The sequence below is a fragment of the Enterococcus saccharolyticus subsp. saccharolyticus genome, from assembly GCF_029023825.1.
Classification (GTDB): domain Bacteria; phylum Bacillota; class Bacilli; order Lactobacillales; family Enterococcaceae; genus Enterococcus_F; species Enterococcus_F saccharolyticus.
In genome coordinates, this window is sequence record NZ_CP118957.1 from 728,952 (window position 1) to 751,445 (window position 22,494).

26 protein-coding genes, 3 pseudogenes and 1 other annotated feature are annotated in these 22,494 nt (G+C 37.0%); of the genes and pseudogenes, 20 read left to right on the top strand and 9 right to left on the bottom strand.

The features are described from left to right. The first annotated feature begins 109 nt into the window (after positions 1-109). On the top strand, positions 110-1,279 hold the full coding sequence (locus PYW32_RS03830; protein WP_016175645.1) for a pyridoxal phosphate-dependent aminotransferase: 1,170 nt from the start codon (positions 110-112) through the stop codon (positions 1,277-1,279). A 21-nt stretch (positions 1,280-1,300) separates the two neighbouring features. Here the strand turns inward: PYW32_RS03830 and PYW32_RS03835 are convergent, their stop codons facing one another. Continuing rightward, positions 1,301-1,891 carry a CGNR zinc finger domain-containing protein gene (locus PYW32_RS03835; RefSeq protein WP_245558550.1) on the bottom strand — a complete coding sequence of 197 codons (591 nt, stop codon included), beginning with the start codon at positions 1,889-1,891 and terminating at the stop codon, positions 1,301-1,303. Positions 1,892-1,953: 62 nt separating this feature from the next. On the opposite strand from PYW32_RS03835, the pseudogene PYW32_RS03840 reads away from it, so the two are divergent. Next, positions 1,954-2,220 (top strand): annotated as a pseudogene (locus PYW32_RS03840) (GFA family protein); the annotation flags it as partial. Between the two features lie 47 nt (positions 2,221-2,267). Here the strand turns inward: PYW32_RS03840 and PYW32_RS03845 are convergent. Beyond that, entirely contained in the window at positions 2,268-2,759 is a 492-nt protein-coding gene (locus PYW32_RS03845) for a GNAT family N-acetyltransferase (protein WP_016175642.1), read from the bottom strand. Between the two features lie 150 nt (positions 2,760-2,909). Between PYW32_RS03845 and PYW32_RS03850 the strand changes: the two genes are divergently transcribed. Next, a complete protein-coding gene (locus PYW32_RS03850; protein ID WP_016175641.1) occupies positions 2,910-3,809 on the top strand; it encodes a phosphate ABC transporter substrate-binding protein PstS family protein in 900 nt (299 codons plus the stop codon). A 51-nt stretch (positions 3,810-3,860) separates the two neighbouring features. On the opposite strand, the gene PYW32_RS03855 is transcribed toward PYW32_RS03850, so the two are convergent. From PYW32_RS03855 to PYW32_RS03865, 3 genes are read right to left on the bottom strand one after another with little or no spacing between them, the layout of a single operon-like run. After that, positions 3,861-4,226, bottom strand: a complete 366-nt coding sequence (locus tag PYW32_RS03855; RefSeq protein WP_016175640.1) for a YbaN family protein — start codon at positions 4,224-4,226, stop codon at positions 3,861-3,863. An 8-nt stretch (positions 4,227-4,234) separates the two neighbouring features. Beyond that, entirely contained in the window at positions 4,235-5,938 is a 1,704-nt protein-coding gene (locus PYW32_RS03860) for a sensor histidine kinase (RefSeq protein ID WP_016175639.1), read from the bottom strand. After that, positions 5,935-6,642, bottom strand: a complete 708-nt coding sequence (locus PYW32_RS03865; RefSeq protein WP_016175638.1) for a response regulator transcription factor — start codon at positions 6,640-6,642, stop codon at positions 5,935-5,937. Before PYW32_RS03865 ends, PYW32_RS03860 begins: the two co-directional genes overlap by 4 nt. Positions 6,643-6,773: 131 nt before the next feature. On the opposite strand from PYW32_RS03865, the gene PYW32_RS03870 reads away from it, so the two are divergent. The 7 genes and pseudogenes from PYW32_RS03870 (at position 6,774) to PYW32_RS03900 (ending at position 11,806) form a co-directional block, all read left to right on the top strand. Continuing rightward, complete coding sequence (locus PYW32_RS03870; RefSeq protein ID WP_016175637.1) at positions 6,774-7,238, top strand: 2-thiouracil desulfurase family protein; 465 nt, start codon at positions 6,774-6,776, stop codon at positions 7,236-7,238. Continuing rightward, positions 7,239-7,577, top strand: coding sequence for a putative DNA-binding protein (locus PYW32_RS03875; protein ID WP_016175636.1), 339 nt, complete (start codon positions 7,239-7,241; stop codon positions 7,575-7,577). It abuts the gene before it with no gap. Positions 7,578-7,592: 15 nt separating this feature from the next. Then, the gene (gene ffh / locus PYW32_RS03880) at positions 7,593-9,014 is read left to right on the top strand and encodes a signal recognition particle protein (protein ID WP_016175635.1); all 1,422 of its coding nucleotides are present in this window, start codon (positions 7,593-7,595) and stop codon (positions 9,012-9,014) included. Between the two features lie 52 nt (positions 9,015-9,066). Beyond that, the gene (locus PYW32_RS03885) at positions 9,067-9,900 is read left to right on the top strand and encodes a S66 peptidase family protein (RefSeq protein WP_016175634.1); all 834 of its coding nucleotides are present in this window, start codon (positions 9,067-9,069) and stop codon (positions 9,898-9,900) included. Between the two features lie 73 nt (positions 9,901-9,973). Continuing rightward, positions 9,974-10,162 carry a CsbD family protein gene (locus PYW32_RS03890; RefSeq protein WP_016175633.1) on the top strand — a complete coding sequence of 63 codons (189 nt, stop codon included), beginning with the start codon at positions 9,974-9,976 and terminating at the stop codon, positions 10,160-10,162. A 153-nt stretch (positions 10,163-10,315) separates the two neighbouring features. After that, positions 10,316-11,631 (top strand): annotated as a pseudogene (locus PYW32_RS03895) (IS91 family transposase). Positions 11,632-11,656: 25 nt separating this feature from the next. After that, a complete protein-coding gene (locus tag PYW32_RS03900) occupies positions 11,657-11,806 on the top strand; it encodes a hypothetical protein (RefSeq protein ID WP_245558548.1) in 150 nt (49 codons plus the stop codon). 60 nt (positions 11,807-11,866) lie between these two features. On the opposite strand, the gene PYW32_RS03905 is transcribed toward PYW32_RS03900, so the two are convergent. Beyond that, entirely contained in the window at positions 11,867-12,265 is a 399-nt protein-coding gene (locus PYW32_RS03905) for a DUF1801 domain-containing protein (protein WP_016175629.1), read from the bottom strand. Positions 12,266-12,908: 643 nt separating this feature from the next. Here PYW32_RS03905 and PYW32_RS03910 point away from each other — a divergent pair. From PYW32_RS03910 to PYW32_RS03935, 6 genes and pseudogenes are all read left to right on the top strand, one after another. Next, entirely contained in the window at positions 12,909-13,730 is an 822-nt protein-coding gene (locus PYW32_RS03910) for a MetQ/NlpA family ABC transporter substrate-binding protein (protein ID WP_016175628.1), read from the top strand. A gap of 14 nt (positions 13,731-13,744) precedes the next feature. Further along, positions 13,745-14,731, top strand: a complete 987-nt coding sequence (locus PYW32_RS03915; protein WP_016175627.1) for a thiamine pyrophosphate-dependent dehydrogenase E1 component subunit alpha — start codon at positions 13,745-13,747, stop codon at positions 14,729-14,731. Next, positions 14,724-15,725 carry an alpha-ketoacid dehydrogenase subunit beta gene (locus tag PYW32_RS03920; RefSeq protein ID WP_016175626.1) on the top strand — a complete coding sequence of 334 codons (1,002 nt, stop codon included), beginning with the start codon at positions 14,724-14,726 and terminating at the stop codon, positions 15,723-15,725. Before PYW32_RS03915 ends, PYW32_RS03920 begins: the two co-directional genes overlap by 8 nt. After that, positions 15,722-16,510 (top strand): annotated as a pseudogene (locus PYW32_RS03925) (carbon-nitrogen family hydrolase). The gene PYW32_RS03920 and the pseudogene PYW32_RS03925 overlap by 4 nt, the downstream one beginning before the upstream one ends. 11 nt (positions 16,511-16,521) lie before the next feature. Then, positions 16,522-17,691 carry a pyridoxal phosphate-dependent aminotransferase gene (locus PYW32_RS03930; protein ID WP_016175623.1) on the top strand — a complete coding sequence of 390 codons (1,170 nt, stop codon included), beginning with the start codon at positions 16,522-16,524 and terminating at the stop codon, positions 17,689-17,691. 92 nt (positions 17,692-17,783) lie between these two features. Continuing rightward, positions 17,784-17,912: a sequence feature (ribosomal protein L20 leader region), on the top strand. A gap of 114 nt (positions 17,913-18,026) precedes the next feature. Further along, a complete protein-coding gene (locus PYW32_RS03935; RefSeq protein WP_016175622.1) occupies positions 18,027-18,740 on the top strand; it encodes a hypothetical protein in 714 nt (237 codons plus the stop codon). Between the two features lie 42 nt (positions 18,741-18,782). Here the strand turns inward: PYW32_RS03935 and PYW32_RS03940 are convergent, their stop codons facing one another. The 3 genes from PYW32_RS03940 to PYW32_RS03950 form a co-directional block, all read right to left on the bottom strand. Further along, positions 18,783-19,304 (bottom strand): hypothetical protein, encoded by a 522-nt coding sequence (locus PYW32_RS03940; protein WP_248636482.1) that lies wholly within the window; start codon positions 19,302-19,304, stop codon positions 18,783-18,785. 195 nt (positions 19,305-19,499) lie between these two features. Further along, positions 19,500-19,709, bottom strand: a complete 210-nt coding sequence (locus PYW32_RS03945) for a helix-turn-helix domain-containing protein (RefSeq protein ID WP_016175620.1) — start codon at positions 19,707-19,709, stop codon at positions 19,500-19,502. A gap of 12 nt (positions 19,710-19,721) precedes the next feature. Further along, positions 19,722-20,060 carry a DUF2975 domain-containing protein gene (locus PYW32_RS03950; RefSeq protein ID WP_016175619.1) on the bottom strand — a complete coding sequence of 113 codons (339 nt, stop codon included), beginning with the start codon at positions 20,058-20,060 and terminating at the stop codon, positions 19,722-19,724. A 408-nt stretch (positions 20,061-20,468) separates the two neighbouring features. Here PYW32_RS03950 and rpsP point away from each other — a divergent pair, with 408 nt between their 5' ends. From rpsP to PYW32_RS03970, 4 genes are all read left to right on the top strand, one after another. After that, positions 20,469-20,744, top strand: a complete 276-nt coding sequence (rpsP, locus tag PYW32_RS03955; protein WP_016175618.1) for a 30S ribosomal protein S16 — start codon at positions 20,469-20,471, stop codon at positions 20,742-20,744. An 11-nt stretch (positions 20,745-20,755) separates the two neighbouring features. After that, the gene (locus tag PYW32_RS03960) at positions 20,756-21,001 is read left to right on the top strand and encodes a KH domain-containing protein (protein WP_016175617.1); all 246 of its coding nucleotides are present in this window, start codon (positions 20,756-20,758) and stop codon (positions 20,999-21,001) included. Positions 21,002-21,157: 156 nt separating this feature from the next. Continuing rightward, a complete protein-coding gene (locus PYW32_RS03965; RefSeq protein ID WP_016175616.1) occupies positions 21,158-21,418 on the top strand; it encodes a hypothetical protein in 261 nt (86 codons plus the stop codon). Positions 21,419-21,455: 37 nt separating this feature from the next. Next, on the top strand, positions 21,456-22,397 hold the full coding sequence (locus PYW32_RS03970) for a hypothetical protein (protein ID WP_016175615.1): 942 nt from the start codon (positions 21,456-21,458) through the stop codon (positions 22,395-22,397). Positions 22,398-22,494 lie beyond the last annotated feature (97 nt).

The window sequence follows — 22,494 nt, forward strand, 5'->3', positions numbered from 1 at the left end:
AGCTTCCGTTGGACTATTTAATTGTTAGAAAATTTCGATAAAAATAATAAAAAAATGACAAAAATCTGTGAATTTATGGTAGGATATCAACAATGAGGAGTGAGGAATAATGACGGATTTAACAAAACGATTCAATAAACAAGTGGATAAAATTGCAGTATCTTTAATTCGCCAATTTGATGAGCGTGTTTCAGATATTCCAAACATTTTAAAATTAACGCTAGGTGAGCCAGATTTTAATACACCAGAACACGTAAAACAAGCTGGGTCACAAGCGATTGAGGATAATTTTAGCCATTATACTGGGATGTCAGGTTTACCAGATATTCGTCAAGCAGCGAGTAAATTTTTAGAAGAAAAATATCAAGTTAGTTACGACTGGCAATCAGAAGTTTTGGTTACTGTTGGAGCAACTGAAGCTATTTCTGCTAGTTTATTAGGAATTTTAGAAGCTGGCGATAAAGTTTTACTACCATCACCAATTTATCCTGGATATGAGCCTATCATCACTTTAGCAGGTGCCGAGCCTGTCTACATTGATACAAGTGACAATGGGTTTGTTTTGGCTCCTGATGCATTAGAAGCGGCATTAAATGAACATGGTGAAGCAGTCAAAGCAGTCATTTTAAATTATCCAAGCAATCCAACAGGAGTTACTTATTCTCGTGAAGAAGTTCAAGCATTAGCAGAAGTTTTGAAAAAATATCCTGTTTTTGTTATTAGTGATGAAATTTATAGTGAGCTAACATATGATGAGGATCACGTATCGATTGCGGAATATTTACGTGAACAAACAATTTTAATTAATGGTTTGTCAAAATCGCATGCGATGACCGGTTGGCGCATTGGTTTTATTTATGCACCAAAAGAATTAACCAAAGAAATTATTAAAGTCCATCAATATTTAGTAACTGCCGCAGCAACGGTCTCACAAAAAGCAGCGGTTCGTGCATTAGTTGAAGGAATCAATGATGCCCAAGTGATGAAAAAAGAATACCAAAAACGCCGTGATTTTGTGTATGATAAAATGTCTAGTTTTGGTTTTGATGTTGCTAAACCATCAGGTGCATTTTATATTTTTGCTAAAATTCCAGCAAATTGTCTTCAAGATTCAATGGAATTTTGTGTAGAATTAGCGCAAAAGGAAGCATTAGCAGTTATTCCAGGTATTGCTTTTGGCGATGCAGGGGAAGGCTATATCCGTATCAGTTATGCTGCCAGTTTAGAAAGTTTAACAGAAGCAATGGCTCGCATGGAACGTTACGTAACAGCGAAATAAGAAGAAAACAAGGCGATGACATCAGGTTTTATGGATGTCATCGCCTTGTTTTTTAGAGGTTGATTTTTTTGAAAAGCGTTCAACTTTATGTCGATTGCCACATATTTTCATTGAGCACCACTTTCTTTTCCCTGTTTTATTGATAAAAACCAAAATACAATCGGGATTGGCGCAATGACACAATTTTTCAATATCATTTGTCTCGATTAATCCGTATAGATGGAGGAGAATAACGCTTTTGAAGCCTTCAAAATGAGTTTCAGTGGGTACAATTATTTTTTTGTTTTTAAAAAAATGCAAGATGAATGCAGCTTGTTGTAAATCGGTCTCGATTCTTTCTTTTAGCATCTCTTTTGAAATGACACCATTCATAAACGCAGCTAATTTTTCGGCTAGCTCTGTTCGGTAATTGGTTATTTCTTTTAGCATGTTTAAGGAATCAATCCATGACTGTAAATAAGAAAATTGGATAGTGACAGCATCATTTAACTGCGCCTCGTTAGTCATCCATATTTTAAATTCTTCTGGTGTACAAAGTAAGTCAATTTTTTTGTTGTTTCGAACAATGGTTGTATTTAAAAAATTTAAGCAGGACCATTGATTCATTGTCATTGTAATTATTGTAGAAAAACACATACTGCTGCGTTTTCATCTAATTTAACTGCAAAAAAACTGATTTTACGCTTACAAGTGGAGAGAACTATATCACGTTCTATGAATCTTCTCCCGGAAAGCAACGTTATTTTTGTTCCAATTGTGGTAGTTCTCTATGGCATGAAAAAAAAGAAACCAATCAATGGATGACAATTAAAATGGGTTCTATTGAAGAGTTTCCAGAATTTGAACAACAAGAATTTACTAGTTTTCATATTCATTGTGAATCAGATAAACCATGGTTAACGTATGAAAATTTAGAAAAACATCAACAACTGCCAAAGTAACCAATAATATAGCGCCCTATTTCTATAACAAGAGATAGAGCGCTGTATTATTGGTTACACTGTTTTTTTTTTGGAAAAATGTTTTTAGTAAAGAAAGTAATGGTCATGTTTTCTTGAATTTCTTGTGTGTCTTTTTGTTGATGATAGCCTGCTTTTTGATAGAAGTGTATTAATTTTTCTTCTTGTAAAATCGTACTTAGTTGCCAAGCCATCACAGTTGGAAAGGTTGTCTCGATTAATTGTAAAACGTGACTACCATATCCTTGATTTTCTTTATCAGGTAAAATCGCAATGGGCGCAATTCGTGCACGAGTCTGGGAATCATAGGTAACCACACGAATAAAGCCAATTGTTTCAGTCGTTGCAATCAAGAAAAAATAATTGTTTGGTAGTCGATATTTTTCTTGTAATCCTGCTAGTGTTTGTGTATAAGGCGATGTTTGGTGGTCTTGGTATTTTTTATATAATTTTTGGAAGGCGGCTTTTTGAATCATGATGATGTCAGATAAGTTATTTTCTGTGATGGGAATTAAACGCATTGTATGTCCTCCTAGGTAGGTAGTAACAAAAGCATAACATGTTTACACAATTTTTACATAGGTTGGTGAATTCTTTACATAAAGTCCATAAGGGATTTACATTCGCTTGTTAAACTATGGATGTTAGAAAGAGAGAGGAGAATTTCATCAATGAAAAAAATCACAGGTTTACTTGTATTAGCAGGTGTATTATTAGCAGGATGTGGCGGAGGAAATGGTTCAACTGACGGTTCAGGATCATCTTCATCAGCTGCGGGCGGATCAAATGAAAACGTAGAAATCGTGGCAGTAGGTTCCACAGCATTACAACCTTTAGTAGACGCTGCGAAAGATAGCTTTAGCGCTGAAAATCCTAACTATACTATTTCTGTCCAAGGTGGCGGAAGTGGAACTGGTTTAAGCCAAGTAGCAGCAGGTGCGGTAACGATTGGGAACTCGGATGTTTTCGCTGAAGAAAAAGATGGCATTCCAGCAGACGAATTAGTCGATCATAAAGTTGCAGTTGTAGGTATGGCACCAGTTGTGAACAAAGAAGTGGGTGTAACGGATATTACGAAACAACAATTAATTGATATCTTCACTGGCAAAATCAAAAACTGGAAAGAAGTTGGCGGAGCAGACCAAGAAATTTCTGTAGTCAATCGTGCATCAGGTAGTGGTACTCGTGCAACATTTGAAAAATGGGGCTTAGATGGTGCTGAAACAATTCAATCACAAGAACAAGATTCTTCAGGAACTGTTCGCAAAATTGTTGCAGAAACACCAGGAACAATCAGCTATTTAGCGTTATCTTACATTGATGACTCAATGCAAGAATTATCAATTGATGGTGTAAAACCAACACCAGAAACAATTCAAACAAACGATTGGACAATCTGGTCTTACGAGCATATGTATACAAAAGGTGAACCAGATGCGAATGTCAAAAAATTCTTAGATTACATGGTAACAGATGAAATCCAAAACGGTGTAGTAAAAGAATTAGGTTACTTACCAATCACTGACATGAAAGTAGAACGTACAGTTGACGGTGACATCAAAGACTTATAAAAGTAGAAAACAAGCGACTATCTTCCCCCTATGAGATAGTCGCTTGTTTTTTTATGCGATTGTTTTAATTTTAAAAGTAAAATACAACATCAAACAACACCAAATACCAAATAACATCAGTTGGAGCAATGGACGCTGGTGAACCATTAGAAAACTAATACTCATCGTAAGAGTAACAGTCACCATCGCGCGACGTTTGGTTTGTTTCGTCATACCTTTGCCGTTGACAAAATCAGCTAGATGATTTTGATAAAGTTTGGTATGGATAAACCATTGATGCATGCGCTCAGAACCTTTTGCAAAGGAATACGTCGCTAACAAGAGAAAAGGGACTGTTGGCAGGACGGGTAGTACTGTACCTGCTGCACCTAAACCCAGGCCTACGCAACCAAGTGTCAGATAAAATATTTTCTTCATTTTTCCTCCTAATTCACCGGCAAGTACACATAAAACGTCGAACCGACACCTAAGTGACTGTCGACATGAATACTTCCGCCTAAAATTTCAACATAATCTTTTACAATGGCTAAACCTAATCCTGTTCCGCCAGAATTCCGTGCTCGTGCTTTGTCTACTCGATAGAAACGTTCAAAAATTCTTGTTTGTTCTTCTTTTTCAATGCCAATTCCAAAATCTTGTACTTGGAAAACCAATCCATTTTTTTCAGCAAATTGAATGTTAATTTGACCATTCGGTAAGGAATAATTAATGGCATTTTCAATAAGGTTTTTACAGATTGGATAAAAAACTTCTACTTTTGTTGTAAATGTTAATTCAGGGTCACCCTCAAGTGTTACAGCGAGATTTTTTTCTTGAATAATTGGTGTATAATCTGCTAGAAGTTGTTGGAGTACTTGCTTTACGTTAAGTGTTTGAATGTGGTAATTGATATCCGCACTTTTCGAAAGTTGAATAATTTCTTGAATCAAACTTTCTAAGCGATAGGCATCTTTTTGCATGATTTTCAAAAAAGCAGTCAGTGTTTCTGGGTCATCTTTGGCACCATCTAACAAGGTTTCTGTAAAACCAATCAATGAAGTGACGGGTGTCTTCAATTCATGTGATACATTGCCGACGAAATCTTTTTGTAGTTTTTCAAGTTGGCGAATGCGTGTTAAGTCATAGGAAACACCCAGAATTTGGTTTGCCTCCTCAAAATAACGTAGTGTAATATCTAAGACACGTTCATGTGACGTTTTGATTTCTTCATGAATAAAAGGATGTCCCTCATTGATTTGATAAATCATTTGAATCAATTGTGTGTCAGTAATGGATTCAGTAAAGGAACGTTGTAAGGGAGCAGCAAAATTACCAAGTTGTTCTTGCATTGTTGCATTCATTAATAATAATTGACCATCGTCATCAATAATAAATACACCGATCATTAACTCATTTAAGAGGGTGTACAATCGTTTTTCACTTGCGCTATATGCTTGGTAAGTATGGCTCATTTGTTCGCTCAATACATTCACACTTTGGTATAATTCTTCCCATTGTGGTGACGATTGCATAATAATCTCGGGGCTATCGGGTTGTTCAATCATTTTTTTTATGACGGGCAAAATTGTTTCCACTGGTCGATTACGACGTCGTAAAATTTGTAAGATAATGCCACTTAAGATTAACCAGAACAAACTATACACAAGAAAAATCGCGTGTTTCATTTTTTGAGCGCTGGGCAAAAAATTGGCTGTAGGTTCCGCAATACGAAGAATGTTTTTTAATTGTCCTTCTTCTTTTATCGGAATCGCGACATAGAGTAATTCTTTATGTAATGTCGGACTCATCCGCACAGCACGACCTAAAGCACTACCATTTAACACAGCATTGACTTCGGGCCGTTTGGAACGGGTACCCGATAGTGTGGAATCATAAGTATCAAATAAAATATTGCCTTTTTCATCGAGCGAAGTAATTCGTTCTTCTGAATCAACGACGTATTTATTCGCAATTGTTTCTAGCGATTGGTTATTTTCTGATAAACGAATAAATAAATCGGCTTTTTGCTCAAGATACGTTTCATGTTGACTTAATACTTGTTGGTCGTAAAAATTTTGAATGAATTGCCAGCTACCAATAAAAATAGCGAGTAGCAGCAGTAACCATCCGAGATAATTTTGTTTTTTCATCCTTCATTTGGCTCCAAAAACTTATAGCCAAATCCACGGACGGTTTGTAAATATTGTGGATGTTTAGGATCTTGTTCAATTTTTTCACGTAGGTGACTGACATGGACATCTACGATTCGACTTTGACCATCAAAGTCAAAATGCCAAATTCGTTCTAATAATGTATCACGATCAATGACGCGTCCTTTACGTTTCATAAAATAAACAAGTAATTCAAACTCTTTTGGAGTTAAAACAATTGGTGTGCCTTTCACTGTGACATGGTAGTTTGTCACATCTGCGACAATATCACCAACGATTAATTCTTCTTCGTTTTCTTCTTGATTGGTTTGTTTGCGTGGCTCCATGCGACGGAAAATAGCTTTCATGCGTGCAAGAACTTCTCGTGGACTAAATGGTTTGGTTAAATAATCATCGGCACCAATTTCTAATCCTAAAATCCGGTCGATAGGATCATCTTTGGCAGTTAATACTAAAATGGGTGTTTCAATTTTTTCTTGACGTAATTTTCGTGTGATTTCAATACCATCTAAATTCGGTAACATGACATCTAGAATTAAAAAATCAAACGGCTGTGTGAGGGCAAGTTCATAACCTTCTAATCCATCACTGGCGCTAGTTACTTGGTAGCCTTCTTTTTCTAAATTAAATGTTAATAAAGTGACAATTGATGGTTCGTCATCAACGATTAAAACTTTTTTCATGGGGAAACTCCTTGTAAAGCATATTTTTGAGACTAGTTACATTTTACCATGAATACACGCTTGGGACTATTGTCTGACTTAAATAAATGTTATAATATAAAACGACTTTAGTAGAAGAAAGGCGTGTCGAAATGATTGGGATTAGTGCGTGTTTGGGCGGTAGTTGTTGTCGCTATGATGGGAAACATCAAGAAGTTTCTAGTTTGAAAAAACGACTGGAACAAAACCAAGCCATTCGCGTTTGTCCAGAAGTGCTAGGTGGTTTGCCAATACCACGTGATCCGGCTGAAATTAGCGGGGGAAACGGATTTGATGTTTGGCAAGGAACGGCGCAGGTGATTACCAATCAAGGAGAAGATGTGACAGACATGTTTAAAGAGGGAGCCAAACGTGCGTATGAAAAATTACAGGCACAAGGAATTACTCACCTCGTCTTAAAAGACAAAAGTCCATCTTGTGGCAGCCAAGTAATCTATGACGGGACTTTTTCGGGAACGAAAGTGCAAGGAATCGGTGTTGCGACAGCGTATTTTCTCTTGCAAGGAATGACCGTTCAATCCGAAGTTCAATGGTTAGCACAGCAAGGAGGGGAATAGATGGAAATTGAAAAAACAAATCGGATGAATGCTCTCTTTGAATTTTATTCAACGTTGCTGACAGAAAAACAAATGAATTATATGGAATTGTATTATGCGAATGATTTTTCTTTAGGAGAAATTGCAGAAGAATTTAATGTTAGTCGTCAAGCAGTTTATGATAATATAAAGAGGACCGAGAAAATTCTGGAAGACTATGAACGGAAACTACATATGTTTTCTGATTATATCGTTCGTAGTGAATTATTGGATCAATTAAATGACTATTTAGCTGAGCATTACCCGCAAGATACAACACTGGCTAATTTTGTGCGGGATATACAAGAAATCGAAGAATAAAGGAATGAATAAAAGATGGCATTTGAAAGTTTGACAGAACGTCTGCAACAGGCGATGAGCAAGCTTCGTAAAAAAGGCAAAGTCTCTGAAGCAGATGTAAAGGAAATGATGCGCGAGATTCGTTTGGCATTACTAGAAGCCGACGTTAACTTGCAAGTGGTAAAAGAATTCACGAAAAATGTTCGTGAACGTGCCGTTGGGGTGGAAGTATTAGAAAGTCTATCTCCCGCACAACAAATCGTGAAAATCGTTGATGAAGAATTAACGAAAACATTAGGTTCTGAAGCTGTTGGTATTGAAAAAAATCCAAAAATTCCAACAGTCATTATGATGGTTGGTTTACAAGGTGCAGGTAAAACAACGTTTGCTGGTAAATTAGCCAACCATTTGATTAAAACCGAAAAAGCTCGTCCGTTAATGATTGCAGGCGACGTGTACCGTCCAGCAGCGATTGATCAATTAAAAGTATTAGGACAACAGTTAGATGTGCCTGTATTTGATATGGGAACAGAAGTGAGTCCAGTTGAGATTGTTCGTCAAGGGATGGAACTAGCCCGTGAAAAGAAAAATGACTACGTTTTAATCGATACAGCGGGTCGTTTACACATTGATGAAGCCTTGATGGATGAGTTAAAACAAATCAAAGAAATTGCCCAACCAAACGAAATTTTATTAGTTGTCGATGCGATGACTGGTCAAGATGCTGTTAACGTGGCAGATAGTTTTAACCAACAATTAGGCATTACAGGGGTTGTTATCACGAAACTAGATGGTGACACTCGTGGTGGTGCGGCACTATCGATTCGTTCGGTCACAGGTGCACCTATTAAATTTACCGGTACTGGTGAAAAATTAACTGATTTAGAAGTCTTCCACCCAGATCGTATGTCTAGTCGTATTTTAGGCATGGGTGATATGTTAACGTTAATCGAAAAAGCCCAACAAGATTACGATGAGAAAAAAGCCGAAGAATTAGCGCAAAAAATGCGTGAAAACAGCTTTGACTTTAATGATTTTATTGAGCAATTTGAACAACTAGAAAACATGGGACCTTTGGAAGATTTGATGAAGATGATTCCGGGAATGAGTCAAATGCCAGGATTAGAAAACTTCAAATTAGATCCAAAAGATGTTGCGCGTAAAAAAGCGATGATCTATTCAATGACTCCTGCCGAACGTGAAAACCCAGATTTATTAAATCCAAGTCGTCGTCGTCGAATTGCGGCGGGTTCTGGAAATAGTGTCGTTGAAGTCAATCGCATGATTAAGCAATTCAAAGAGTCACGCAAAATGATGCAACAAGTTTCAAAAGGAAATATCAACAACATTCCGGGCATGGATCAAATGTTTGGTGGTGGCGTTAAAGGGAAACTTGGCAAAATGGCGATGAATCGTATGGTGAAGAAAAACAAGAAGAAAAAGAAAAAACGTAAATAAAAATTGGAGTCAACAGCGATGTTGACTCTCTTTTTACATTGGAGGAGATAGGATGCAGCTGAAAAAAGGTGATACAGTAGCACTAGTTGGCAATTCGAACCCACAGACCAAACCAGCAGAAGTTGAACAATTAGTTTACTTACTGCAAGCGATGGGCTTAGATGTCCAGACAAGTCCGTTGTTATTTGACACAGCGACAACCAATACAAAAGCTAAAGCAACTGTCTTACAAGATTATTTCGAAAATCCCCATATTCAAGCAATTTTTGATATTTCAGGAGGCGATCGTGCAAATAGTATTTTGCCCTATTTGGATTATGCGAAAATTGCGAAACATCCCACCCCTTTTTTTGGTTATAGTGATTTGACAACTGTTTTAAATAGTCTATTAGTGGTGCAATCCACAAAACTGTTTCAATTGAAAACACTTCTGTGGGATGAAAGTGGGCAACAGCGTCAAAAATTTTATGAGACCTTTTTCAAACAGCAGACCAGTTTATACGATGTGGCGTGGGAATTTGTTCAAGGAAATGACATTGAGGGCTTGGTAGTAGGTGGGAATATCCGTTGCTTGCTTAAATTATCAGGAACGCCTTATTTACCAGACTTGCGCGATAAAGTGTTGTTTCTTGAAAGCTTTGGTGGTGGTAAAGATGCCATTTTTTCAATGTTGCATCATTTGGTGCAATTGCCACATTTTGAACAGGTGAATGGGATTTTATTAGGAACTTTTACAAGCTATCAAAAAGAAGAAATATATCCCATTGAACAATTAATCAAAGATGTTTTACCAGTGGAATTGCCAATTGCTAAAACAACACAGATTGGTCATGGAAAGGATTCACACGCTCTTTCTTTAGGAAAAGTTATTCAATTACGTGCTTGATTACCATATCATTGGTTCTTTCTAAAAAAGGATGTTATCATAAAGATATATTCATGTAAAGGAGAGATACACTATGGTAAACAAAGAACAAGTTGAAGGTAAAGTAACCGAAGCTAAAGGGAAAGTAACTGGTGACGACTCCGAGGAATTAAAAGGCAAAATCAAAGAAAAATATGGTGAAGCCAAAGAAAAAGCCGAAGAATTAGTAGATGAAGTCGCTGGTAAAGTCAACGATTTATTCGATAAAAAAGATAAGAAATAGCCACCAAAAAGTATAAAAGTCAGAGATTGTATTGTTGCAATCTCTGACTTTTTTGACATTAAAGGGATTATAACATTTTGAGGGGATAGAAAGATTGATGTGTCAATCTTTCTATCCCTGTTCATTTGTCCAAAAAATGCGTAAAATGAAGATATGAAAAAGAATCTACTCCAAGCTATTTTCTTTGATGAATATAATCATTGGGATCGATTCGTAGAAAAGTATGGGCGAAGAATTCGTCCAGTCGTAAAAAAGGAAGTCAAAAAGTTTCGAAACTGCAGAGATATAAGAAAAGGTTATCGCTTGTTTGTATGCGAATGTTGCCATGATGTTAAAACAGTCCCTTTGAGTTGTAAAGGAAAGTTTTGTCCAAGTTGTTCTATTGGAGAAAGTCAAAAATGGGCGGAAGTAACTTCAAATGATTTGTTCCGAGTGGTTCATCGACATGTGATATTTACGATAGATGAAGGATTAAGAGATATCTTCTTGTTAGAGGAATATCGAAAAGAGTTACTAAAAGGACTGATGGATGAAGCTGCCCAAATTATATTGAACTTCTATAAAAAGTCTGGGCTACAACCAGGAATAATAGCGACCTTGCATACATTTGGCTCGAAACTAGAGTTTAATCCTCATGTTCATATGGTGGTTACCATGGGAGGTGTAACCAAAAAGGACAGTGGGAAAGCTACGACTATCTACCTTATACGATGTTAAGAAAGTATTGGCAGAACGCGGTCTCAAAGCTCATCCGAAAAACCTTATCTGATTGGCATAAAAGAAGAGTTCAACCAGCGCTTCAAAGAGCCTATACCAAAAACGGAGAAGGTTTCTATGTCAATGCGCCGAAAAGAAGCACGACTGATTCGCGATCGTTGTTAGAATATATCAGTCGTTACATGAAACGAGGCCCAATCGCCTTGAAAAACTTGTTAATGTATGACGGAGAACAAGTGATGTTTCACTATAAAGACAAGCGGACCAATACAAAAGAAACGATGACGATGACAGTAGAGGGATTCATAAGAGCGTTAATCCGACATATCCCAGACAAATATTTTAAAACGATTCGACGATATGGCATCTATAGTCGTAGGTTAAAATCACTGATGGAAAAAATATTAAAAAGCTATCAAAAATTAGTGAAACGATTATTGGTGAATGTCAAAAAAGCGTTAAAGCCAAAGACTTGGTCAGAGAGAATCTTCGAAGAATTTGGCATAAATCCAATGGAATGTACGGAATGTGGCGAGAGTTATGAGTGCCTAGGAATGAGTGTGCGAAAAAATGGGTACCTGCATATTCAATATGCGAAGGATGAAGAAGCGAGAAGATATATGGGAGAGGAGAATCGAAAGATTGAAAAAGAAGAATTTCAAACAGCTTACCAAAAAGCAGAAAAAGCAGCTTATGAAGCAATCCGGTTTGATTGGGACAAACAAGGTGAAATTTATATGTCTCGGATGTGATGAAAAAGAAGAAGTCCCACGAGATGTGGTTGAATTTTTAGATGGCATGGATGTCGACCACGACCCATTTAATCCTCCACAATTTACGTGTAAAAAATGTGGAGAAGAAATGTATCCAGAGTATTATAAGAATGAATTTGGCTATGAATTTCATATAAGTGATGTTCATCCGTAGGTTACACCAAACAAAGAATCCCTAGGAGTGGTTTTCTCCTAGGTTTTTTTTACATTAACCTTAGTTTGCTTCATTCCAAGCAATCGAGTCACGCACAATCGCTTCTAAAATGTCGAAATCTAGTTTTTTTACATTTTTTAGGCGGAGACAGATTTTGCCAACGTTTGATTTGGCAAAGTGTTCTTCGTAACTTTTTAAAATTGGTTGACCATTTTTTTCGCCACCAATATAAAAAGAAATATTGTTCTTTTGCGGCGCCAAACTGAGTAGGCAAGTATAGATATCATCAGCCGGATTTTTTAAATCGCCATAGCCAATAAAAGTAATCGTCCCACTAGCAATTAAACGTCTAGATAATTCAGGGAAAGTATCTTGCATCCAATGGTCTAAAGTTTGAAATAGTTCGCAATGGTCGCTTGAATCAATCAGTTCTTCAATTGTGTTTGCTTGGATATTCATTTGTTGACCTCCGATTTGTATGTGTTAAAAGTAAGCATAGTATAGCATGGGAGAATGGGAAGTGTTAATATCCAACCTGCTTATTTGAGAAAAACGAAATGACATTTAGTTATTTGAAAGCTAAGCGAAAATAAAAAAAAACAGTATCAAAACGCAAACTAAAATTTCAAGCGATTCATTTTATCTATCGGTTACAAATTTTTGTGCTTGTTCTATTTCTTAGCTAGGAAGCTTATAATTTGTTTGATTAAATTGCTTCTGTAATCGAAAAAAACTATGAGGCGTCTCATTGACTTCTTGATTTTTGAAGGCTATGATGACTCCAATAAAAAATTTATGCAATAAAAAGAAGAGTACAATTAGTTTTTTCTTTTAAAGAGAGCCTCGGTTGGTGAAAAGGGGTAAGGGAAGATAGTTGGAAGATGGTCTTTTTCGCATTCAACTGTGAGTTCGAAGAATAAGCAGTTGACGGGAGTGCCCGTTATAGTGACGCGGTCTGATCTTGAGTTAAAGATTGTACTGGCAGAGTTTCTATGTTGTGAGACATAGAATAAATGAAGGTGGTTACACGAGTTCATTCGTCCTTCCAGATTAATTTCTGGGAGGTTTTTTTATACTTAAATTTAAAAAGGAGGAAGTATGAATGAAGAAAATTAAAAGGTTAAGTTCAATAGTAATTTTGGCTGCAGCCGTGGTTGGTTTAGCAGCTTGTGGCAATGACTCAGCGGAAGAAACGGAGTCAACACTTGTCAAAATAGGAGTTGTTGGTGATAGTAATGAAGTCTGGGCGCCAGTGATTGAGCATCTTAAAGAGGAGAATATTGAAATAGAGTTAGTAAAATTTACTGACTATACGCAACCAAATGAAGCTTTAGAAAATGGCGATATTCAGCTTAATGCTTTTCAAGGATATATTTTGATGGATGATTTCAATGCGTCGAATGATGGTCATCTAGTGGCTATCGGTGAAACAGTATTAAATCCAATTGGTTTATATTCGGATAAGTATAGTTCTGTGGAAGAGATTGCAGATGGAGTAGAAGTGGCAATTGCTAATGACCCAGTGAACGCTGCACGCGGACTGTTGCTTTTACAATCAGCAGGTTTAATCAAACTTGAATACGAAGAAGGAACAAATCCAGCAGCAGAGGATATCGTTGAAAACCCTAAGAATTTAAAAATCTTAGAAATGGAAGCTGCCCAGACTGCTCGTTCGCTGACAGATGTTGGTGCTAGTGTAATCAACGTATTTATGGCGTTGGATGCAGGATTTATTCCTAAAGATGATGCGATTTTTATCGAACCAGTCAATGAAGAATCAAAGCCTTATTATAATATCATTGTTGCAAGAGAAGATGATAAAGATAACGAAGTCTATAAAAAAATCGTGGATGCCTATCGCACTGACGAATCCAAAAAACTGATTGATGAATTATATAAAGGTTCTGTATTGCCTTTATGGTAAAACGAGGTGGGAAGATGTCGACAAATCTAACTAAAGAAGAAGTATTGAAATTATATTATGAGATGCGACGAATTCGTCGTTTTGAAGAAACAGTGAAAGAAAAAAGTGGAACAGACATTGTTGGCCCAACACATTTATATATTGGGGAAGAGGCGATTGCTGTTGGAGTGTGTAGCAATCTGACAAAGGATGACTATGTGACTAGCACCCACCGTGGTCACGGTCATACTTTGGCTAAAGGTGCCAAACTGGATCGATCATTAGCTGAACTTTATGGGAAAAAAACAGGATACTGTAAAGGAAAAGGCGGGTCAATGCATCTGGCAGATTTTAGTGTTGGGATGTTGGGAGCAAATGGCGTAGTCGGTGGCGGATTCAATATTGCCACTGGCGCCGCTTTGGCAATACAGCAAAGAGGAGGAAAAGAGGTCGCTGTTTGTTTTTTTGGAGATGGTTCAAGTAATCGTGGGACATTTCATGAGGCGGTAAATCTAGCAGCAAGTTGGAAATTACCAGTAATCTTTGTCTGTGAGAATAATGGTTGGGCATCTACAACTAGATTTAGCGAAACGGGGTCGATTCCGCGATTGTCTGAACGAGCGAAAGGTTATGGTATTCCAGGAATTACGATTGATGGCAATGATGTTGAAGAAGTCAAAAACATTTCTGCTGAGTTGATTAATCGTGCTCGGAATGGAGAAGGTCCAAGTATTTTAGAGTGTCTTTCGTATCGAATCGAAGGACATTTTCTAGCTGATCCACAGTTGTATAGAACCAAAGAAGAGGTACAAGAGCAATATGAAAATAACAATCCCATCACCCGTTTTACAGAAAAAGTTATTCGCCAACAACTTGTTTCTGAAGCTGACTTGAGGGAAATAGATGACAAACTTGAGGCTGAATTGCAAGATGCAATCACCTTTGCAGAAAACAGTGTATTTCCAGAAGCAGAAGAAGCTTTGGAAGATTTATTTGTTGGGGAGGTAACATTGTATGAGTGATCGTATTATCACATTTTCAGAGGCAACTAGAGAAGCGATGATAGAAGAAATGAGAGCAGACAAGCGTGTTTTTGTTTTTGGAGAAGATATTGCCAAACAAGGGGGGATCTTTGGTCAGTTTACTGGACTAAAAGATGAGTTTGGCGAGCGTGTAAAAGATACCCCTATTTCTGAAACTGCTCTAGTTGGGGCAGGAGTCGGTGCAGCAATCGCCGGTTCCAAACCGATTATTGATCTTCATTTTGCGGATTTTATTGGCATTACCATGGATGAAATTTTAAATCAAATGGCAAAAGCACGTTATATGTTCGGTGGACAGGCTTCTTTACCACTAGTATTGCGAGCGCCAGATGGTTCAATGAAGCATGGGGCTGCACAACATTCGCAATCGTTGGAATCTTGGTTTATGGGAATCCCGGGAATTCGTGTTGTGATTCCTTCCACTCCGGAAAACGGAAAAGGTTTGTTAAAAGCGGCCATTCAAGACCCCAATCCAGTGATTTACTTTGAAAATAAGGGGCTATTTCCTATCACAGGCCACGTTCCTAAAGGAGAAGTAATTACTCCTTTGGATAAGGCAGAAGTAGTTAGAGAAGGGACAGACGTTACTTTAGTATCGTATTCGTTAATGTTGTCCAAAGCGTTAAATGCAGCGGAGCATATTCAGAGAACTTATGGAATTAATGTAGAAGTGATTGATTTAAGAAGTATTGTACCAATCGATACAGAAACAATTTATCAGTCAGTGAAAAAGACCGGACGTTTGGTGATTGCCCATGAGGCTATTAAAATTGGCGGTGTTGGGGGTGAGATTGCAGCGCGGGTGGCAGAAAATGTTTGGGAGTATTTACAAGCACCAATTCTGCGTGTGGGGGCTAAATTTGTTCCAGTTCCATTCAGTCCGCCATTGGAAAACTATGTCTTTGCCGATGAACAGGAAATCATTGCAACGATTTTGAAAAGTGTAGAAAAACGAGAAAAGGTAACGAAATGACAAAACTATCAATCGTATTATTGCAGATAGATGTTTCATTCGGCAATCCAAAGAAGAACAGAGAGAATATTCGCCGGTGGTTTGAACGAGCTGAACTAAAGCCAAATGAACTCGTGCTTTTACCAGAACTTTGGGATACGGGGTATGATTTGACTCGTCTCTCAGAAATTGCTGATAGGGACGGAGAAACGGCGCAATTATTTCTCTCGCAGCTGACCAAAGAATATCAGGTATATATTTCAGGAGGATCAATTGCCAGACAAAGCGATGACAAATTTTTCAATACCACGTATATAGTAACGCCAACTGGATCAATTCAAGCTAGTTATGATAAAGTGCATTTGTTTCGGTTAATGCAGGAAGAAAAATTCTTGCACGCAGGTAGTCAACTAGTGCAGACAACGATTTTAGGTGTACCATTGTCGCCTTTCATTTGTTATGACTTGCGGTTTCCAGAATTTTTGCGAAAAAGTGCTAACCAGAAGACTGAACTTTTCCTATTTTCAGCCTAATGGCCAACAGTTCGTATTGATCACTGGAAAAAACTTCTTCAAGCTAGAGCCATCGAAAATCAGTGTTTTGTAGCAGCAGTAAATCGTGTGGGTGAAGACCCTGACAATAAGTTTGGGGGCAATTCTATGATTGTCGATCCTCTAGGGAATATTCTTTTGGAGTTAGATGATTCAGAAGGTTTTGGACGGAAAGAAATTAATATGCAAGAAGTAAGTGATGTTAGGAAAGGGTTCCCGGTATTTGAAGATCGTCGAACAAACTTATATTATTGAGGAGGAAAGGTATGCTATCAAATGCTAAAATCTTGAATCAATTACCAACTCAGTTTTTTGCACAACTTGTTAAGCAGGTTAACCAAAAAATCTTAGAAGGAAATGATGTGATTAATTTAGGGCAAGGGAATCCTGATCAACCGACACCAGCAGGAATTGTTGCGGCGATGCAACAAGCTGTGGCGAATCATGAAAATCATAAATACTCTCAATTTAGAGGGAACCAATCGTTCAAACAAGCAGTAGCTGATTTTTATTGGAAACAATATGGCGTAAAACTAGATCCTGAGAAAGAAGTTGCTGTGATGGGTGGGGCTAAAATCGGATTGGTCGAGTTGCCATTGGCTTTACTTGATCCAGGAGACACTATATTGTTACCTGATCCAGGCTATCCAGATTATCTATCTGGTGTGGCTCTAGCAAAAGTACAGCAAGAATTAGTTCCTTTACTACCTGAAAATGGTTATTTACCTGATTATAATTCTTTAGAGGAAGAGATAGTAGAAAAAGCCAAGTTGTTGTTTTTGAATTATCCTAATAATCCAACTGGGGCTCAAGCTAATACCGCTTTTTTTGATGAAACTGTTGCGTTTGCAAAAGAAAATGGAATTGCTGTAGTACATGATTTTGCTTATGGAGCGTTGGGTAATGAGACGGAACCTCCAGTCAGCTTTTTACAAAGTCAAGGGGCAAAGGATGTAGGCATTGAGCTGTATACCTTGTCTAAAACATTTAACATGGCAGGGTGGCGAATTGCTTTTGCGGTAGGGAATCAAGTAATGATTGAAGCACTTAATTTGATACAAGATCACTTGTTTGTTGGAATATTTCCTGCGTTACAAGAAGCAAGTGTCTATGCATTGGAAAGTTTTGAACAGGTAGATGAGCTTGTTGCTTTATATAATCAAAGACGGCAGATTTTTGTACATGCTGCAGCTAAGATTGGTTGGATTGCCTATCCCACTAATGGAGCATTTTATGCATGGATGCCCGTCGCAAAAGGATATGACAGTGTAGCATTTACAGAGCTTTTATTGGAGAAGGCATCTGTTGCAGTTGCACCGGGAAGTGGCTTTGGTAAAGGCGGGGAGGGTTTCGTACGAATTGGTCTTCTTGTTGATGAGGCACGGTTAATTGAAGCTGTGAGAAGAATCAGCGAACTAGGACTAATTTTTGAATAGAAAGTGGATAAGAATCTAGGCAATATTAATAATATTTTTAACCCTAAACTATTGACAAAGACCTTCACAGATGATATGATATAAAATTTGAGAAATGAAAGCAGAAGCACCCGCTTCTCGCCTAAGTGAGAAAATTACTGGGCAGAATAGGATTCCGACTAAACGATTTAGTGTGGAGTACGTGCGGGTTCTTGTAGAAGAACTCGTTTTTTTATGTTTTCATACGTTTAGGCATGAAATAGTAACGTTTAGGGCAAAAATGATTTTAGAGAATACTTCTGACGTATAATACAGTTATCTGAACAATAGTGACTAATGAAATGGGAGGATAAACTATGAAAAAGTGGGTATTCGGAATACTTTGTGCCAGCGTATTACTTGGAGGATGGACTTATTGGTCTTTTGAACAAAAACAACAAGTTGCGGTAAAAGCGATGGAGCAAATCAATAAAAATAACCAACAAGTTAGTTTGACGGGGGAGCTGCGTAAACAAGTCAAACAATTAACTAAAGAAGGCTATCTGAAAGAAGACATCACTAAGAAAGAAGTCAATCAATTATCGAAAGAGCTAGAAAAATTGCAGCGTACAAACCAGTACTTGATTTCAGAGTATCAATTAAAAAATGTGTCGTTTGATGATTTTGCATTTGTCGAAAAACAATTAGATATTGTTTATGAAAAGATGGCGATTCAAGAATCGGTGAATGATTTATTCGATTCTAAAAAAATGGCATTGAATGGTTCTCAAATCAAAGACAATTTGCCTTTAAGAAAAAATCTAAAAGATTCTGAGTTAGTTGCGCTACGTCAAGATTTAAACAATGTTTTTGGCAGTCGTGATGTGGAATTTCGTGAAAGTATCGAACGACTATTAACCACTACGGAAGAACAATTACGCTTAAAAAACGCGGCATTAGATCGATTACATCAAGCAAAAAAAGAGAACCATTTAACTGAAATTGATCAATACTATATCGAGATGGTGATTGATATTTTAAATAATAAAAAAGATCAAGAACAAGTCGCTGCTGAATTAGAGAAGTTTTAGCTAAAAAATCCATTTCCCGAATGAAGGAAATGGATTTTTTGTTTAAGATTTTCGTTGTAAACGTAACACGCGTTTGGCAAACCACCAGTTGCGGATGGATGGTGCATAGACGAGTCCGACACTGATAATGATGATAACTATCGTTTGGATTGCTAAATCTTTCCAAAAAGAAGGATAGTCGTTCAATACCATATTCGTTAAATCAAGTTTCAATAATCCGAAAAAGATAAATCCACCAATAATCATGGTGAGACAAACGGGTAATCGAATTTCTGGTGAAGTGGTAAATTGGCTATTATTTTCTAGAGAAATTTTGTTTAACGTACGTTCACTAAGGTATAAAAGGAGGAAACTCATACCTAACATTAGTAATAGGAACAGCAAGGGAGTCCCTGTTTTTCCCGGAACGCGAACAAAAAGCGCCGACAATGAAATAAAACGGATTTGTTCAAAGAAATAGGTCACGAGTAGATTTAAATTGCTATACGCCCAAGAAAAATTTTGTATTAAAGTAAGGAAACCTACAAATATTACTAAAGGACCAAAGACGAGATTACCTAACATTGTGCCAAGAAAAATCCCAGCAGCTAACACAAAGATAAGGAATATCCAATGACTGAACCCTGAATAGAACAATTGAGAGAACGTCGCATTTATATATGGTTTGGGAATTCCTACATATTTTTTTGCCCAGGATAATTCCTCCTTTATATTTACACTTCTAACTTACTAAAAGTTAGATTGTAAGACAAAGGATAGTTATTCTTCTGGTTGATATTCTAAAATATCGCCCGGTTGGCAATCTAAAGCTTTACAAATGGCTTCTAAGGTAGAAAAACGAATGGCATTCACATGCCCATTTTTTAATTTTGAGAGATTGACATTACTAATACCGACTTTGTCTGATAGTTCATTTAAACTTATTTTTCGATCTGCCATGATACGATCGAGTCGCGAAATAATTGGCATTTGTCTCACATCCTAAACAGTTTCATCCACTTCATATTGGAGTGTAGCACCATATTTAAATACTTCCAACAATAAAGAAACACCAATTGCGAATAGTAGAGAAGTATTAAGACTAATCTTTATCTCGAGTGATTGGGTAAAAAGGGCAGAGAGAAACGGATTAATAATCATTGGTGCGAGTGGATACACATATAACCAAAAAGAGATTTTTTGCAATTGCTGTACAATTTGTGAATCAAAAACGGGTGTGCCTTGCGCAATTTTTTCAAATAATTGTTTGGTACGATAAAGAATGACTAAGAAGAAGGGCGCATATAGAAACAAAGAAGCTATTGTAAAGTTTTTCATCATTGTTTTGGTAGGTATCCCCCAAGAGTATTGATATTAAAAAGATAAAGAAAAATTATCGTCCGATTTTATGTTATTGGAGGTCAGCGGATAATGAGAAAAAAATAGCATAGCGAGTGCTAATAAAAGAGTGGCAGTTACAAGCCAAAAAGAAATGTGAAAAAATAGGGCCAAAAATTTGGAACGTTTTTGAATTTTTTGCTGTGTCATTAATGAAATCCTTTTCATTTTAAATTTATTTTAGCAATATTTTTAATGATTAACAACTAATAATTAACGTTTATCGTTAAAAAACTTCCTTTCTCAACTTTTTGTTGAAAAAAATGTAACGTGTAAAGAAAAAACTCTTTACACCTTTGTTAAAACCTGTTAAACTAGCTCTTGTGATTAAAACTAATGGAGGTGTAAATAATGGCAGTAAAAATTCGTTTAAAACGCATGGGTTCTAAAAAGAGTCCTTTTTACCGTATTGTAGTAGCAGATTCACGTTCTCCTCGTGATGGACGTTTCATCGAAACAGTAGGTACTTATAATCCTTTAACAAACCCAGCTCAAGTAACAATCAAAGAAGATTTAGTTCTTGATTGGTTATCAAAAGGTGCGCAACCTTCTGATACAGTTCGTAACTTACTTTCTAAAGAAGGCGTTATGAAAAAACACCACGAAGCTAAATTCTCTAAGAAATAAGGAGATAAAGTATGAAAGATTTGACAGATTTAGTCTTAACAATCGTTCGTCCTTTAGTAACCCAGCCTGACCAAGTTTCTTTAGAAATTGTAGAGTCAGACGATTTCTTTGAATATAATTTATCTGTTGCACCGGAAGATATTGGTCGCATCATCGGTAAACAAGGTCGTGTAGCGAAAGCTATTCGTACAATCGTTTATGGTGTGCGTACAGAAGGACCTAAAAAGGTTCGATTAAATATCTTGGACGGTAAATAAACATGAACACCAAGTTGTCTTAGTAGGATAGCTTGGTTTTTTTGTTATTTTTTATGAGAAACAAGTAAAAGTTTTGTATGAAAAATCAGTCTCTAGCACCATGTTCCTTGACCAAATTCCAAGGATAATAGAAAATAAAAGAGAGGAGGCGATTGAATGGAACAATTGATTGCTTTAGCTATTGTGATTTTACTTATTGTTTTTATTGTCAAAGTTGGTTCAGCCATTTGGCGTTTGTTAGGAATTTTATTACTAGCCTTTCTTGTGTGGGTTTTCCGAGCGGAGATTATGGCACAAATTAATGAATGGGCACGTATGATAGGTTCTGAGAATTTTTTAGAAGATGCCAAACAATTTATTTTAACTATTTGGGATATGTTAGTTCAATGGTTTGGTGATTTTATTAATCAATTTTAATCATCAATAGTCAGAGATGAAAGAAGAGGCGAGAAAGATGAAAAAAATGGCATTCGTCGGTATTCCTATGTTTTTACTTCTATTGGTGGGATGCGGACAAACAAGCGAAAAACCAGGAGAAACAGTAACAACAAATGAAACCGAAGTAGCAGAAACAACTCAGACAAGCGATTCGTCAACTGTAGAATCAAGTACCATTAATACTAAGACTGAGGCGTCAACGACAGCAGAAACGAATGCATCAACATCTATCGTTGAATCAGAAACAACTGAAACATCAACCGCTACAACAAACACGACAGACATGTCATCAGCAGTAGCAACAACCTCAACAGAAACCGCATCTTCAGAGTCGACTTCATCAAGTGAAGCTACCCAAACAGATGCGATGACACAATTGCAAACGAATTTTCCGAATATTGCCTTTCCAACAAATGTTCCACATACTCAAGGGAATGTAGTGAACGTAGCTAGTGGAGGCGATGAAAATCATTTGTCGGTTTTGTATTTTGATATGGCAACGCCAATGATTTTAAATAAATCCGAATTGAATTTTGAAACACCAATTGCTCGTTTCCAACAAACTATTTATCCATCCGAAACAGAAGCAAAAATTGCGGTAGAATTACGTGTCGATATGAGTGGACAACCCGTTGATTTAGGTTACAATATTACTGGATATCAACAAGGTGCTGCCGGTTCTTCCTATATCGCTTGGAAAGAAGGAAATTGGAACCTTTTAGTCCGTGCCAATAATCTGGAACAACAAGATCCAGTAGCAATGGCCAAGCAAGTGGTAGAATATTTAGAAGGAGCGATATTGCCAGCTCCACAACATATCGGTCAAATTACGATTGATATGGCGGGTTCTGAGTATGAAACGAATCAGGTGACATGGCAAGTAAATAATGTCGTTTACTCAATTAATCATCAAGATGCGATGGCAGCCTTGCAAATGGCTGTGTCCACACAACAATAATCCGTTGACACCGTTGAAATTTTTTCAACGGTGTTTTTTTAGGGATAATGAAAGACCCACTAATCATGCTACAAGAATAAATAGCTAGGCAGATTTA

Coding starts and splice junctions, on each gene's coding strand:
- PYW32_RS03830 (WP_016175645.1), top strand. CDS start 110: ATGACGGATTTAACAAAACGATTCAATAAACAAGTGGATAAAATTGCA.
- PYW32_RS03835 (WP_245558550.1), bottom strand. CDS start 1,891: ATGACAATGAATCAATGGTCCTGCTTAAATTTTTTAAATACAACCATT.
- PYW32_RS03845 (WP_016175642.1), bottom strand. CDS start 2,759: ATGCGTTTAATTCCCATCACAGAAAATAACTTATCTGACATCATCATG.
- PYW32_RS03850 (WP_016175641.1), top strand. CDS start 2,910: ATGAAAAAAATCACAGGTTTACTTGTATTAGCAGGTGTATTATTAGCA.
- PYW32_RS03855 (WP_016175640.1), bottom strand. CDS start 4,226: ATGAAGAAAATATTTTATCTGACACTTGGTTGCGTAGGCCTGGGTTTA.
- PYW32_RS03860 (WP_016175639.1), bottom strand. CDS start 5,938: ATGAAAAAACAAAATTATCTCGGATGGTTACTGCTGCTACTCGCTATT.
- PYW32_RS03865 (WP_016175638.1), bottom strand. CDS start 6,642: ATGAAAAAAGTTTTAATCGTTGATGACGAACCATCAATTGTCACTTTA.
- PYW32_RS03870 (WP_016175637.1), top strand. CDS start 6,774: ATGATTGGGATTAGTGCGTGTTTGGGCGGTAGTTGTTGTCGCTATGAT.
- PYW32_RS03875 (WP_016175636.1), top strand. CDS start 7,239: ATGGAAATTGAAAAAACAAATCGGATGAATGCTCTCTTTGAATTTTAT.
- ffh (WP_016175635.1), top strand. CDS start 7,593: ATGGCATTTGAAAGTTTGACAGAACGTCTGCAACAGGCGATGAGCAAG.
- PYW32_RS03885 (WP_016175634.1), top strand. CDS start 9,067: ATGCAGCTGAAAAAAGGTGATACAGTAGCACTAGTTGGCAATTCGAAC.
- PYW32_RS03890 (WP_016175633.1), top strand. CDS start 9,974: ATGGTAAACAAAGAACAAGTTGAAGGTAAAGTAACCGAAGCTAAAGGG.
- PYW32_RS03905 (WP_016175629.1), bottom strand. CDS start 12,265: ATGAATATCCAAGCAAACACAATTGAAGAACTGATTGATTCAAGCGAC.
- PYW32_RS03910 (WP_016175628.1), top strand. CDS start 12,909: ATGAAGAAAATTAAAAGGTTAAGTTCAATAGTAATTTTGGCTGCAGCC.
- PYW32_RS03915 (WP_016175627.1), top strand. CDS start 13,745: ATGTCGACAAATCTAACTAAAGAAGAAGTATTGAAATTATATTATGAG.
- PYW32_RS03920 (WP_016175626.1), top strand. CDS start 14,724: ATGAGTGATCGTATTATCACATTTTCAGAGGCAACTAGAGAAGCGATG.
- PYW32_RS03930 (WP_016175623.1), top strand. CDS start 16,522: ATGCTATCAAATGCTAAAATCTTGAATCAATTACCAACTCAGTTTTTT.
- PYW32_RS03935 (WP_016175622.1), top strand. CDS start 18,027: ATGAAAAAGTGGGTATTCGGAATACTTTGTGCCAGCGTATTACTTGGA.
- PYW32_RS03940 (WP_248636482.1), bottom strand. CDS start 19,304: ATGTTAGGTAATCTCGTCTTTGGTCCTTTAGTAATATTTGTAGGTTTC.
- PYW32_RS03945 (WP_016175620.1), bottom strand. CDS start 19,709: ATGCCAATTATTTCGCGACTCGATCGTATCATGGCAGATCGAAAAATA.
- PYW32_RS03950 (WP_016175619.1), bottom strand. CDS start 20,060: ATGATGAAAAACTTTACAATAGCTTCTTTGTTTCTATATGCGCCCTTC.
- rpsP (WP_016175618.1), top strand. CDS start 20,469: ATGGCAGTAAAAATTCGTTTAAAACGCATGGGTTCTAAAAAGAGTCCT.
- PYW32_RS03960 (WP_016175617.1), top strand. CDS start 20,756: ATGAAAGATTTGACAGATTTAGTCTTAACAATCGTTCGTCCTTTAGTA.
- PYW32_RS03965 (WP_016175616.1), top strand. CDS start 21,158: ATGGAACAATTGATTGCTTTAGCTATTGTGATTTTACTTATTGTTTTT.
- PYW32_RS03970 (WP_016175615.1), top strand. CDS start 21,456: ATGAAAAAAATGGCATTCGTCGGTATTCCTATGTTTTTACTTCTATTG.